The sequence below is a fragment of the Pseudomonas sp. dw_358 genome, from assembly GCF_018449655.1.
In the GTDB taxonomy this organism is placed as follows: domain Bacteria; phylum Pseudomonadota; class Gammaproteobacteria; order Pseudomonadales; family Pseudomonadaceae; genus Aquipseudomonas.
Window position 1 is genome coordinate 48,060 of record NZ_JAAVUX010000011.1, and the last position, 13,644, is coordinate 61,703.

Sequence of the window (13,644 nt, forward strand, 5' to 3'; positions counted from 1 at the left end):
CTTTGAGGCCTAAATGTCAGTAGCTCAGGTAAAAAAAGCGCTCTATGATTTTTCCGTACATAAAACAGGTAGCGCCATAGTTCTCAAAGGTGAGTGGGGAACGGGTAAAACATTTCTGTGGAATCAGGTAATCAAAGCGAATCGTACAGCCTTTGTGCAACCTAGCTACTCCTATGTATCTCTGTTTGGTGTAAATTCATTAACGGATTTAAAAATATCCATTTTTGAAAATACTGTTCCGTGTGTTAAGGCGAACGACGTTACGTCCAAGGATTCTATAATTGCTAATCTCGTAAAGTTAGACTTTAGTGATGCAATGGCTGCTGCCCGAAAGGGGCTTGGATACACGAAGGAAGCCAAAATTCCTTTTGCAGGGAGTATTGCTGGTGTTGTTGAGTCAATACAATATTCAATGATTAGTCAGACGTTGGTTTGTATAGACGATTTTGAACGTCGTGGTGCATCGTTGACTGCTCGAGACGTTTTAGGTTTGATATCGAATATGATTGAAGAAAAAAAATGCTCAGTTATTTTGATTTTGAATGATGGTTCTTTACAGAAAGATGATGAGTTTTTTACTTTTAGTGAGAAGGTCTTTGATTATGAGGTTAACTATGCACCTACATTGGATGAAGCAGCGAGTATTGTGTTTGATTATGAAGATCCTTACTATTTCAAGGTCGTGGAGAATAGTAAAAAGCTAAAGATAAATAATATACGGTTGCTTAGGAAAGTTAAATATTTTTCAGACCTTATTAGGCCTTTTGTAGATGGTAAGCCCAATGAGATTTTGGATGCGGCAACAATGCTAGTTCCGTTGGCTATCTATGCCAAATATTCTGGTAGTGAAAAATCGGTCGATATTGATGATTTGGAAAATTATAAAGGTGGTTTTTCGTTGCATCCGGCTGAACAGAAAGACCTGACTCCCGAACAAAAGGTTGCGGAGGAAAAAAAGCTGGCTAAGCAGGCGTTTCTGCATGGCTATGGATATGGTGAGGCAGATGAGTTTACGTTCGAAATTGTCAAGCTAGTCAAAAATGGCTATGCCGACTCAGATTCACTGTCGCCGCTTATTGATTCCATTTCAGTCACTGTCGCAAAGAATAGGCTGCGGCAAAAAATTATTAGTGCATGGCACACTTTCCATCATGATATTACGATTTCTGATGAGGCGCTTTTGTTGATTTTTGAGACAGCGGTCCGCGATTCCGGAGATATTACCAGCCCATATGAAATTGATGGTGTTCTAGAGATTTTTATCGCTGCTGGATTTGAGGAGCGCGGTAAAACGCTCGTAGACGACTATTTTGAAGTGATTAGAAAAAGCCGCCCAATTACTCACCGGCGTGAGATGTACAAACTCCCTCAAAACTCCTATGTTGTTCAGAGACTGGACGAATATTTTGGTGAGTCAAATAAAATTTGGACGCTCGCAGAGTTGGTAGAGCAGTTTCACGGAAGGCCTGTCACTGGTGAAGTTCTGGAACTATTGAGTGATTTCACGGACGATGAATTTTATGATTATTTCAAATCGTTAAGTCCTCTAAAATTTGTAAGCTACGCAGAGTCATTGCTCTTTTTAGGCTCGCGCACAGGGCTGCCTGCATCTGTGGATTACTATAAGATTGTATTCATCAGGGCTTTTACTGCGTTGCTGCGGATTCACGATGAATCTCCACTTATGGCTTTGAGGATGAATAAGTTCATGGAGTATCGGCAGATGTATGATGAAAAACTTTCCGTAAATCACTAAGTTTCTAGTACTTGGGGGGGGAGTGATTGGTTTAGAGGCTAAAATTTCGAGTTCTGTGAGTTGTATATCATTGCACATGGCAAATACGCCCTGTCAATTTTGCGCTAATCTTTGTCGCCTATGCGTATCCAATTAGGGCCATCTCGACGCGCGTATGCTATGATGGGAGTCTTGTCAATATATTTCATTGGTTGCGCGATCAACAAAGGGCTTGCTGTGATAAGTATCTCCCCGTTCTCTTGTTTGCTGACTGACCGAATAAGGCAATAAATAGTATATCGGTTGGTTCCACCAATTCGGGCTATCGCAGATATGGACATCAGGTATTTAGGTTCGAGGTGCCACTCAATCTTCTTCTTCCGTTTCGAGTAGCGCATAGTTATTGGGGGCGTTGCATGTGAAAAAGGGAGTATTGGTCCTTTTGCACTGACTCCTCCGGTAAAATAGACATAATAGCCTTCCAGGGATTTTAGCTTTTTTGTTTTGGGAAGTGCGGGATCTAAGTCTGCGAAGTCTATCTTAGTTGCAATTATTGTCATTAGTTGCCTGTAATGCTCTGCTTCATGGCTTGATACATAATCGAACAAATATTGCCCTCCAGATATATTGGTTTCAACGTATTTCTGATTGAACGATCCTCTGCTATCAAGAATTTTTAAATTTTGCAAGCTGCTCGTCATTGTAGTCTGAGGGATTTCTCCGAATAATCGAACGCATAGTTCTTCAATTCTATTTACGTTTATATAATCTATCGCGTCATCTCTTATCAGTATACTCCTGGCGGCTCGCTGAGCATTTACTATCTCTACCTGCTGTTCCCATTTTTCTTTCGCTTGCCTTAGGTTGCTTTCACTGATCGTTAGACTTAGGCCCCCTTGGTGTGCTCTGTCGTGATCGTTTGGGCAAAGAACAATAAGGTTGTCGTAGTCGTTATCTTGTGTTTTTTCATACTCGACGATGTGATGGATTACGAAGCCAGCGCTTTGATCGCCTTTGCACACACAACATCTAAAATTACTTCTTTCTAGTAGGGTCTGCACTGTATCAGAATCAATGGGTTGTCTCATTACAGCTTTTTTAAGAAAGATGGCTTCATCCTTCGACATACCATATTTGCCCACGATTGTTTTTTGGCTTGTTGCACGTATATTGGTTACTGTAAGGCCGGCTGCTATGCTTTTATCAGCTAGGTTACTAGGTACCCCATACTTCACTAAGTTCTGGTAAGGTGCTGCACGCATATTTCCGTCCTTGATTTATCTAATTGGTGAGTTTCCTTTAATTCTGATGCTGCCCGTTGCACTAGCACTGACTACTGATGATGAACGTATCGTCTCCGATTCAAGAGTAGGTGTCGAGTGGTACACCTCACTCGGTGATCTACCGTGTCGCATATTTCCTAAGTTATGCGACAGTATGGTCGCTTACGGAAAGTGACCTCATACCTTGTCGCGTAAGTCTGTCGCATATTATGTTACACTTGAGATATAACCTGCGACAGGTCAATCTATGACACATCAAATTGGCTACGCCAGAGTTTCCACCCTAGGCCAAAGCCTTGAGCAGCAACAATCTCTGTTGATCGACCAAGGCTGTGCGAGGATCTTTGAAGAAAAGATCAGTGGAGCTAAGCGTGAGCGTCCAGAACTCAACCGCCTGCTCGATCATCTCAGGCGTGATGACGTCCTGGTTGTGACTCGACTAGATCGGCTAGCGCGTTCTACCTCTGACCTGCTACAGATCGCTGAATTGCTACGAGTAAAGGGAGTCGGGTTAAGGTCGCTCGCGGAGCCTTGGGCTGACACAACCACGCCAGCGGGCAGAATGATTCTTACAGTGTTTGCCGGGATAGCCGACTTTGAGCGCTCTCTGATCGTCGAACGGACTGCTGCTGGACGCGAAGCCGCAAGAGCACGCGGAGTTAAGTTTGGACCCAAGCCGTCCCTCAGCCCTTCTCAGATCGCTCATGCGCGTGAGCTAAGCGATGGCGGGCGGCCCGTGTCTGAGATATGCAGCCTGTTCGGGGTACACCGGTCAACAATTTATCGGGCTATTGGGAGTATTTAACCGTCCCGTCCCGTCCCGATCTCCGCTGGCATCCTTCGGCGAAGCCGATTAAAGGTCACTGTGTCCGTTTGATGTATTTATCGACGCACATTCGACGTGGCGGCTTTGCATCTGCGAGTAGTAACCGATACTCAGGGGGCCGGTTAGCTCATCGATTCGTATTTTCAACTTTAAGGAGCCTGTTAACTGCACCTGACCTGCATCCATTGCGCCTTCCATACGGCAAGCACCTCGTTCGCGGGAATCCTGCGCAGTGCTTGAGCCAGGACGGTGAGGTTGATGCCTTCATGTTTCAGCGCAAACTGAATATGGTCCCCCATTGCACCTTCGGCTGGCGCAACGGACGGTGGCAGCGACAGCATGTCGCCTATCAACGTTAAGCGCTCACAGGCTTGACGACAGCCCATCTGGACGATGAACAGGTCGGCGTTGTCGTCGAACGGAACGCGCCCCTGGGAGGGGCGAAAGCCAAAGACGTTGTTGAAGGCCGCCGGGTTGCGCAGCGAGCCCATCATGTCGCTGCCGTCGGCCACCGGTACCAGATGCAGGGCCAGTGCAGCCGCCGCGCCGCCACTGCTGCCGCCGGCGGTTTTGCTGGGGTCGTAGGCGCAGGCGGTGGCGCCGAACAGGGTGTTGTAGGTTTGTGAACCGAGGCCGAATTCAGGCGTGTTGCTTTTGCCGATGATGATGGCGCCGGCTGTTTTCAGGCGCTCGACCATGATGCCGTCGCGCTCGGGGATGAAGTCGCGGTACAGCGGCGAGCCCAGCGTAGTGGCAATGCCTTGGGTCAGCGACAGATCTTTGACCGCGTGGGGCAAGCCATGCATCCAGCCACGGTAGAGGCCGTGGTCGAGGTCGCGTGCCTCGGCCTGGGCCAGCAGCCCGTCGCTGGGTTGCAGGTTGACCAGCGCGTTGACCTGCGGGTTGAAGCGCTCGATGTGTGCCAGGTAGACCTGCATCACTTCGCGGCAGGAAACCTCGCGCTGGCGGATTTTCTCGGCGAGTTGATGGGCCTCGAGCAGGACCAGTTCGTTGACAGCGGTGTTCCACGGCAGCGCTTCGTAGTCTTCAACTGATGAGGCCGCCGGCAGGCGTTCCGAAGCGTGGCGCGGCCACGCATAAGGTTCTTCGCCGTTGGCAGTCTCGACTAGCCGTCCCTAAGCCCTTCTCAGATCGCTCATGCACGTGAGCTAATCGATGGCGGGCGGCCCGTGTCTGAGCAGTCTATTTGGGGTACACCGGTCGACAATTTATCGGGCTATCGGTAGTACTTAAGCGTTCCGGCATGCACTCCACTGGCACTCTTCGGCGTAGCCGATTTGAGGTCACTGTTGTTGCCGCTGACCGAAAACTGACCCATTAAAGGCTGTTCTGCCGACTGAGAACTGACCCAGGTGTTCAACTGCTTCTGCTCACTTTCCGAGCAGGAGAACACCAAGTGATCAGCATGGAAAAATGATGGGAAAAATTCGGCGGATGTATTTCCGCGACAAGCTGTCGCGTCACCAAATAGCCAAGCGTACCTGATGACCAAGTTTACATCTCCGGGAGAGATCGCTATATTCGGGCCCTGGAGATGGCATTCCTCCACTTACCAACCGCTGCGCCCGTAGCAGCTGATGATGCCTACAGACACCTGATCAATACAGGGCTGTAGGCGTTCGCGCGAAAAATCCCTTTTTGGTCAGGCTCACTTTCCTTTGTGTGGCCGACCTCATGTCAAAACTCAGAAAACCTGAACAACTCGTCCTGCTTCCCTACATCGGGAAATGGCTGGTACTTGCCAGCGCCGTGGCACTTTTGGCGGGATCAGCATCCGCGCTATTTCTGTTCTCCCTCGATCACGCCACTCAATGGCGCGAGACCCACCGCTGGGCCATCTGGCTGCTGCCGCTGGCAGGCTTTGCTGTAGGGCTGGTTTACCACCTGATTGGCAAGCCGGTAGATGCGGGAAACAACCTGCTGATCGACGAGATTCACGACCCGAAGCAAACCGTGCCGCTGCGCATGGTGCCTCTGGTGCTTGCGGGTACGCTAATCTCGCATCTATTTGGCGCATCGGTCGGACGCGAAGGCACCGCCGTGCAAATGGGCGGTGCTCTGGCCGATCAGATAACCCACCTGTTCCGACTGCGCCCCGAAGATCGCCGAATCATGCTCATGGCAGGCATCAGCGCAGGCTTCGCTTCGGTCTTCGGCACCCCGCTGGCGGGAGCATTGTTCGGCCTTGAAGTGCTCGCCATTGGCCGCATGCGCTACGACGCGTTGTTCCCATGCATGGTCGCCGCCATCGTCGCCGATCAAGTCGGGCTGCTCTGGGGCGTCGTGCACACCCACTACGTCATCGGCGAGATCGCGCCCGTGCAGTTCTGGACAGTGGTGGCAGTGGTTGTAGCAGGCATCGTGTTCGGACTCGCGGGGCTGCTGTTCGCCACCGCCACCCATACCCTCGGGGCGTGGATAAAAAAGCTGATTCCCTATTCGCCTTTGCGCCCTGTTCTCGGCGGGATAGTGGTGGCCACGGCGGTGTGGGCACTGGATGCCTATCAGTACGTCGGCCTAGGCATTCCGAGCATCGTCCAGTCCTTTGCAGCCCCCGTTGCGCCATGGGATTGGTTCGGCAAACTCGCGTTTACCGTCGCATCACTCGGCACAGGCTTCAAAGGGGGCGAGGTCACGCCGCTGTTCTACATCGGCGCGACGCTGGGCAACGCGCTTGCGCCGCTGCTACACCTCCCATTCTCGATGCTCGCCGGTATCGGCTTCGTCGCAGTCTTCGCCGGCGCCGCCAACACACCACTGGCGACCATCGTCATGGCCATGGAGCTGTTCGGCCCAGAGATTGCCCCACTTGCCGCGATTGCCTGTATCGCCAGTTATCTGGTGTCCGGCCATACCGGGATCTATCACGCCCAGCGCGTGGGCCACAGCAAACACCGCCATGCCCTACCGGCTGATATCCGTCTTTCGGACATCAATAAATTTCACTCTCAGCGCAACGCCGTGAGCGCCCCGAAAAAAGTCGAGGAGGACGAACCAAAATGAGCAAGTCAGACCCCGATTCATGAAGTAACAGGCGGTCACCTGGGCCTGTTCGAAATGTTACACCCGAGCCTGCTTTCAGTGTGTACAAATCCCAACGCAGCCAAGGCTATCGTTGCGACGCTGTCGCGGGCATCGAGGAGGCTACATGATTTGAATTAACGCTGGGCCTGCTTTGCCTTGAGAGAAGCAATGCAGGGGGATACGAACAGATTTCCTCGGTAAGCACCTATGGTGGTCTTCGCCGCCACCACCAACCACATTACCGCCAACATCAACACCAAAATCACACCCAGAACGTCAAAAAATGCCAAGTCCAAGATCACGCCTAATTTCAGGGTGGTCACGGCGTAGACGCCTAAAGGAAATGTGAAGCCCCACCAGCCCAGGTTGAACGGAATACCACCTTTCGCATATCGAGCAGTGATAAGCAGTGCCAAGAGCATCCACCACAAGCCAAGGCCCCAGAACAAAATGCCAGCGATCAGGCCAATCCCTGCTGCCACGGCTCCAACATTAGCCATGCCGTGAGCGGCAAAGATGGCAGGGGCGTCGCCGCCGATGACCAGCATGCCCAGCGCTCCTGTTCCAATAGGCCCCAGCGATAACCACGATGATGCAGCCATGTTCTCGTGAGGCAATTTATGAAGCGCCAGGCGTAGCACCAGGATCACCAGAATGCTCAAGGCTACAGGGACGGAATAGGCCCACAGCACGTAGCTGGTAATCAGCATATTGAACTGCGCGCTCGCGTCGGCTAAATGTGGAGCGATCACCCCACCACTGGCGGCAGCGACTTCCGCAGCGACAACGGGAAGTAACCACACAGCAGTCATCTGGTCGATGCTGTGCTCTTGCCGCGTGAACATCATGAATGGAATGAGAACACCGCATGCCAGTGCCATGGCGACATCTAGCCACCACAGGCCATGGGCTAATGGTATTAGGGCATCACCCCAGGTCGGTACGCCATACTGCATCAAGCCGTTGATGATGGTTGCCAGCCCCATCGGGATCGTGCCGAAAAACATAGAGACGGTTGAATGACCGAAGATCTGCTTGGCTTCGTTGAAAAAGAAAACCCAACGTGCCGCGTACATAAGCGTAAAGGCACTGAAAAGCACAATGTTGAACAGCCAAAGTGCTTTTCCCGCGTATGACAGCAGCGCGATATCTCCTGGAAGCTGCCCTAACGCCAGGGCCAGGATGCCTGTACCCATCGTGGCGGCGAACCAGTTCGGGGTGAACTGCCGGATCGCTTCCCTTGGATTTGAGAGCGCCGACAGCGGCTGCCCTCCTTGCATTACTTTTGACAAGCTGATGTCTCGCATGGTGCCTCCACGGCGTACTTCATCGGAGCAGTGCCTACAGAATAGCGGGGTGAATTTATCTTGGAAAACGGGTAATTTCTCTATGTCATACCCAATTAATAGGTAAGTTCGTGAAGCTGACTCTCCGCCAGCTCGACATTTTTCGAGGCATCGCTCAGCTGGGCTCGACGACCCGGGCGAGTCTGTCACTGGCTTTGTCTCAGTCAGCTACGAGCGCTGCCCTCCAGGAGTTGGAAAGCGCGCTGGGCACCCAGTTATTTGATCGGGTCGGCAGACGCCTAGTGCTGAATGACAACGGGCAAACGCTTCTACCTCAGGCCATCCGGCTGCTGGAAGCGGCGGCACAAATTGAAGAAGGTTTTCAAAAGGACACGACGGCTCGGATGAGGATCGGTTGCAGCACTACAATTGGCAATTACATCATGCCCCTGCTGATCGAACGTTTGGCTGCGCGAGCGCCGGGCATTCAAGTCGATGTCATCATGGGCAACAGTGCAGATATCGCCAAGCAAGCCGCACAGCTTTCGATTGATATCGGCCTGATTGAGGGGCCGTGCCGCCAACCCGAGCTGACGATTCGTCCATGGTTTGAGGACGAACTAGCGATCATCGCAGCCTCAAATCATCCCCTTGCCGCTCAGGAAAAGGTCACTTCAGACGACCTCAATGCCGCTACCTGGCTGATGCGCGAGGACGGCTCAGGAACTGCTGATGAGGTGCTTCAATGGCTACTTCCCTACCTGGGCGACTGGAGCGACGCTCGCCGGATCGGTAGCTCCGAAGCCATTAAGCGAATGGTCGTTTCCGGCATCGGAATCAGCTGTTTGTCTTACTGGGTAGTGAGCGATGCAATCGCGGAAGGTAAGCTAAGGTTGTTGAACCATGACCTGCCGCCTCATAAACGACAGCTCCACATCGTGCATCACCGCGAAAAATTTATTTCTCGATCTCTCGAAGTCTTCTTACGGACTGTGGAAGACTTTGAGGTGAGTGGGGCTGAAAGGCTCGAAATCACATCCAATTCAGTGTGAGTTTGCTGAACGCTTACCTTGGACGAACCGAGTAGAGCGAAGCACCTCCGAATGCTGCCAGAACTCCTCTAGGTGTCCCCAATCGCGCCCTGGAATCGTGAAGGCCACGTCCACTCAGGCTGTAGGTCATTCGTACCACCCAGGGTGGTTTCGATGAGCACTGAAGTCTAAGCCCCCTTAGGCTAATCAGTGGCGAGTATGGCGATGATAGCCGTAGGCTACCCTCGATTGTAGTACTGCCCTGCTGGCGCATTTCACGCCTTGGGCGTGCTACCTACGGCAAGCTGGGTGCCTTAACCTTAGCCTAAAGTAGTTTATTAGCTGCACAGCTAATGATAGGATTTTGGCTAAGGTTAGCTGGAATGGCAACTTTTGCTGTGCAGCTAAGAAGGCACATGAGGCTAATGTAAATGGATCACTATCATCAACAAGCGGGTGGGGCCGAATTCGAGAACCTTGTCCTAGAGGAGCTGACGAGGATTCTCGGAGAAGCCTTCGGGCATGATGCGACCGTGCGACGTGTAGCGGGTATGCCATTTGCCTCTGCTGCTGACTCCGAGCCAGACGGACTGATTGAAATCCGAACCCCATACAAGACTCTGGTGGTATACGTCGAAGTCAAAAGACACGTCTACCCCCGAGACATTAGGGAAGGCGTTTGGGCGCTAAATAAATACATGCGTTACCAAGACCACTCACATGATGCTATTGGGATGATTGCTGCTGGTTCGTTAAGCCCTGGAGCTAGGGATGAACTGAAAGCCGAGAACATAGCTTTCTTCGATCTGGGGGGCAGTCTTCACCTGAAGCATGAGACTTGGCTTATCAGCATCAATAAGCCCTCTAGACGCCTAAAGAATTACTCACACAGCGTAGATCTTTTCACCGACGCACGGGGGAGCGTAGTCCATGCCCTTCTGATGCACGCAAACGCTTGGCTGACAGGCGCGGAGCTGGCGGAGCAGGCCCAGACCTCTCCGTATACCTGCTCTGTCGTTTTGCAGGAACTGACGTTGCGTGAATGGGTGGAGTCAAGTGGGGGAGGACCTAGTAAGCGCAGAATGCTCATTCGTCCTGAAAAACTTCTAGATGCTTGGGCTGAGCAATGGCAAGAGCGCAAAGAGAAGCGAACGAGGTGGTACACCTTCGTTGAAAACCCTAAGCACATGCTGGCTCACTTAGCAGATCGCATAGATCGCGCCCGAGCCGACTTTCCGTGGGCGTTTACTGGAGCTTCTGCTGCTAATGTCATAGCTCCGCTGCTGACCAGCACTGATGGTGTGGAACTAATTGTGCCTAAAGGCTATGCAGAGAAGATGGCTGACATGGTAGGACTGAAGCCAGTCACCAAGGGGGCAAACGTCACACTCATCGAGCGAGAACCTGCAAGCTTGCTGTATCGCAACAGGCATGCGGGCCATCCAGCATTTTTGGCAAGCGCGTACATCCTGTATTTGGATTTGCTGGATGGCCGAGGCCGCAACAAAGAACTAGCGGAACATATCAGAGAGCATTTGGAGTCATTATGGCAACGGGACTGAAGCCTCGTACAGCGGATGGATACGATCAGGATGTTACCTCGGCATGCGAGAGGACGCTGCTCACGCTGCTGAGCGCCTTCGGGAATCTGAAGGAGACCCTGAGACTTGTCGGAGGTCTTGTTCCTCGCTACCTCACTCCTGCGACTCCTCCAGACGTTCCGATGCATGCAGGCACCTCTGATGTAGACATAGTGTTAAATCTCGAGGTACTGGCTGCTGGCAATGAATACGCCAGCCTCGCGGAACAGCTAAATGCTCGCGGCTTCACCCGCTGGGTCGAAGAGGGACGAGCAGCATCGTGGCGTTGGCGTCGTCGGGTGAGCGAACATATCGAAGTCGTTGTTGAGCTTCTTCGAGACGCAGGTGATGAGGCGCCAGGTAGGTCCATCAGCGTCGACGGAGAACGGGTATCGGCACTGACAATCAAGCACGCGCGAATCGTCCACGACTGGTATCAGGAGAAGGAGATATCTGCCGAACTCCTGGATGGTGATGGAGTGTCAGTAGATGTTGTGCGATTTGCTGATGTACCGGCGTTCGTAATCTTGAAGGCACTGGCTCTGGATCAGCGTCAGGAGAGGAAAGACGCTGCTGACCTGATTCACGTGATCAGATATTCAGGCTCAGTCGAGGAAGTCGCAACACTATTCGTTGAGCGTATTCGTTCAGGTCTGCACCCAGAGGCGGTAGAGGACGGCCTGGCGGCGCTAGCAAGGCGCTTCGGAGATGACCAGCATAGTGAGGGCTTCGAGAAGGTTGGAGCAGTCGCCTACGCGCGTTTTTACGGTGCCGAGGATGAGGATGAGCTTGTGGGGCGGCAGCGCTTTGCCGCTGGGTTGATTCAACATTTGCTGGCCGAGATTGAGACGCAACGGGCAAGAGCCTCATAAGCTGCTCCAAATGGCACAGGGCACTAGGGTAGCCCCGCGTTCCTCAGCTCTTCCAGATCGCAGGTTCCGGGGCGCGGATTCAACGCTAGATACCGCTACGCGGAAGAGGCCAGGGGTATGAAGGCTGCTGAAGGCACAATAATCATCTACCAGGTGAGCAAAGATGCGGACTACTTTCGCTGGCAGCCAAGCTCGGCTTCGACCGCATCGGCTCCTCTGTCTAACCGACCTACAGCCACTGGATTCTTCAGCGCTCGCGCTGCTCCTAGTCGCACCGCGTTTTGTGGGGGTTTGGGGCTGGTCAACCATGCTTCAGGCTTTCAGACTGCCACCACCTGTCTGGCTATCACGGTAGAGCTGCACGGCAGTGTTATAGTGGGAGATTATTTTTGGCTGATTTTTGCAGGACGCATCCGGGAAACGACATATGGCTCTCTACACAGCAGGCTATGAAGGTCTGACCTTTGATGCCTTCTTGGCACACCTCAAGCACGCGCAGATCGACAAGGTACTGGACGTACGGGAATACCCAGTTTCTCGCAAGTCGGGCTTTTCCAAGAAAGCATTTGCTCAGCGCCTGACTGATGCTGGTATTGCCTACGAGCACAGTCCGCCCTTGGGTTGCCCAAAGCCAATTCGTAACCGTTACAAGGTTGACGGGGATTGGGGTCAATACGCTCAGGATTTCAGGGCATACGTCAGAACCCTGAACGACGTGCTGCTGAGCTTGGCTACTGATGCTACGGAGCAGCGTATCTGCATGGTGTGCTATGAGGCAGATCCAAATTACTGCCATCGGAGCTTGATTGCAGAGGCCGTCATGGAACTGGATGCGACCTCTGAAACCCGGCACTTGCCGCTCAAAATAGAGACATTTGCTGATCTGCTTCGTGCGGTTGCTTAGGCGGGTAGATCAGGCTGATGATGAGCCATTGATGGGGAAATCTGTGAATTGTCCCCATCAGGAGCATCAGATCCTTGGAGGGTAACTCTGTCTCCAGCTTATTCCTGAAAGGCGCCTCCCATCCATTCGCACCATGGGCTCGCCTTAGATTCCGATAAAGCTGGCTCGCCTCCCAGTCCACAATCTTATGCGTGCGAACTGTAGGCGCTCCGTCCACTGTACACTCATAGGAGTAGTAAAAATCGAAAGGCACCTTTTCTAGGCGCTTGAGGCTCGACTTTACATCGTCTTGGTCAAACAAACCTGGCTGGCGCTGTAGCTTTTCGAGCTTTTCCAGCTCTTCCTCTGTCCAGGTTTCAGAAGACGCCTTTTTGATATTCAGGCCCAGAATTCTTCCAGGCCGAATCAATCCGAGTGTGACACCAGACTCAAGGCGAGCCTTATCCAAAGACTCGAAGCTGTCGTAGATCGGCAGCTTGTTCAATATCTCGCGACGTTTGCTCCAAGTTTTTTCTGGAGGAACCGTCTCCAGTCCCCTGATCGTATCAACCCCTATCTTGTGGCTTTCTGGCCGATGATCACCGGGGCTTTTCTCAATCGAAGCTTCAATCCACTGCCATTTCGCAAATTTCTGCTCTTCGGTGACCAGGCGAAAAGGGACCGGATAGAGCCGTACCAGAGTGCCGTCCTCGTCTATGCCTGCGACGCACGATGTCTCCGAGTGCGCAGCGCTGGGCGTAGGGTACGTTTTGCACAGAATCAGAATGCGAGCTTTCCTTCTCATGATCGTAAATCCATGTCGTCCATGATGCGAATGTATCGAGATCAGGGCCTAATGGCTACGTGGCATGTGGGAAATTGCATGGTACCTGACCACCTAATTGCGTCTGCACTGACCAGGCATTTGCATTCGATGTGACCACGTGTTTGCATTGCACTTGACCACACGCTCACCTGTTCGATACCTCCTAGAACAACGATGTGGGCGGCATTACCTGCGGCGTGCCGTCGAGAATGCACTCCCAACCCCATGTCCTGAGCGCGGACGTCTTCTTGAATGGGGATTCCATGACCATCCGGAC

At 52.4% G+C, this 13,644-nt stretch carries 10 protein-coding genes, 2 pseudogenes and 1 riboswitch; of the genes and pseudogenes, 7 read left to right on the forward strand and 5 right to left on the reverse strand.

All coding sequences use genetic code 11. The features are described 5' to 3' along the window. Positions 1-13: 13 nt before the first annotated feature. Positions 14-1,756: a P-loop NTPase fold protein gene (locus HB675_RS16785; protein ID WP_213879508.1), complete on the forward strand. Its 1,743-nt coding sequence runs from the start codon at positions 14-16 to the stop codon at positions 1,754-1,756. 104 nt (positions 1,757-1,860) lie between these two features. Here the strand turns inward: HB675_RS16785 and HB675_RS16790 are convergent, their stop codons facing one another. Next, entirely contained in the window at positions 1,861-2,997 is a 1,137-nt protein-coding gene (locus tag HB675_RS16790) for an HNH endonuclease signature motif containing protein (protein ID WP_213879510.1), read from the reverse strand. Between the two features lie 268 nt (positions 2,998-3,265). Here HB675_RS16790 and HB675_RS16795 point away from each other — a divergent pair, with 268 nt between their 5' ends. After that, the gene (locus HB675_RS16795) at positions 3,266-3,823 is read left to right on the forward strand and encodes a recombinase family protein (protein ID WP_213879512.1); all 558 of its coding nucleotides are present in this window, start codon (positions 3,266-3,268) and stop codon (positions 3,821-3,823) included. A 401-nt stretch (positions 3,824-4,224) separates the two neighbouring features. On the opposite strand, the pseudogene HB675_RS16800 reads toward HB675_RS16795, so the two are convergent. After that, a pseudogene (locus HB675_RS16800) lies at positions 4,225-4,878 on the reverse strand (amidase family protein); the annotation flags it as partial. Further along, positions 4,861-4,974: pseudogene (locus HB675_RS25755) on the reverse strand (transposase domain-containing protein); the annotation flags it as partial. The pseudogenes HB675_RS16800 and HB675_RS25755, both read right to left, overlap by 18 nt. A gap of 412 nt (positions 4,975-5,386) precedes the next feature. Beyond that, positions 5,387-5,459: riboswitch (Fluoride riboswitch) on the forward strand. 80 nt (positions 5,460-5,539) lie between these two features. Here HB675_RS25755 and HB675_RS16805 point away from each other — a divergent pair. After that, positions 5,540-6,868, forward strand: coding sequence for a voltage-gated chloride channel family protein (locus HB675_RS16805; RefSeq protein WP_213879514.1), 1,329 nt, complete (start codon positions 5,540-5,542; stop codon positions 6,866-6,868). Between the two features lie 155 nt (positions 6,869-7,023). Here the strand turns inward: HB675_RS16805 and HB675_RS16810 are convergent, their stop codons facing one another. Further along, positions 7,024-8,196, reverse strand: coding sequence for a TDT family transporter (locus HB675_RS16810; RefSeq protein ID WP_090361400.1), 1,173 nt, complete (start codon positions 8,194-8,196; stop codon positions 7,024-7,026). 110 nt (positions 8,197-8,306) lie between these two features. Between HB675_RS16810 and HB675_RS16815 the strand changes: the two genes are divergently transcribed. The 4 genes from HB675_RS16815 (at position 8,307) to HB675_RS16830 (ending at position 12,562) form a co-directional block, all read left to right on the forward strand. Further along, complete coding sequence (locus tag HB675_RS16815; protein ID WP_213879516.1) at positions 8,307-9,227, forward strand: LysR family transcriptional regulator; 921 nt, start codon at positions 8,307-8,309, stop codon at positions 9,225-9,227. Between the two features lie 410 nt (positions 9,228-9,637). Next, a complete protein-coding gene (locus HB675_RS16820; protein ID WP_213879517.1) occupies positions 9,638-10,768 on the forward strand; it encodes a type IV toxin-antitoxin system AbiEi family antitoxin in 1,131 nt (376 codons plus the stop codon). Then, positions 10,753-11,658 carry a hypothetical protein gene (locus tag HB675_RS25965; RefSeq protein WP_256737588.1) on the forward strand — a complete coding sequence of 302 codons (906 nt, stop codon included), beginning with the start codon at positions 10,753-10,755 and terminating at the stop codon, positions 11,656-11,658. The genes HB675_RS16820 and HB675_RS25965 overlap by 16 nt, the downstream gene beginning before the upstream one ends. A 427-nt stretch (positions 11,659-12,085) precedes the next feature. Beyond that, positions 12,086-12,562 (forward strand): DUF488 domain-containing protein, encoded by a 477-nt coding sequence (locus HB675_RS16830; protein WP_213879519.1) that lies wholly within the window; start codon positions 12,086-12,088, stop codon positions 12,560-12,562. Here HB675_RS16830 and HB675_RS16835 read toward each other — a convergent pair. Next, entirely contained in the window at positions 12,519-13,346 is an 828-nt protein-coding gene (locus HB675_RS16835; protein WP_256737589.1) for a hypothetical protein, read from the reverse strand. The genes HB675_RS16830 and HB675_RS16835 overlap by 44 nt on opposite strands. Positions 13,347-13,644: the final 298 nt, after the last annotated feature.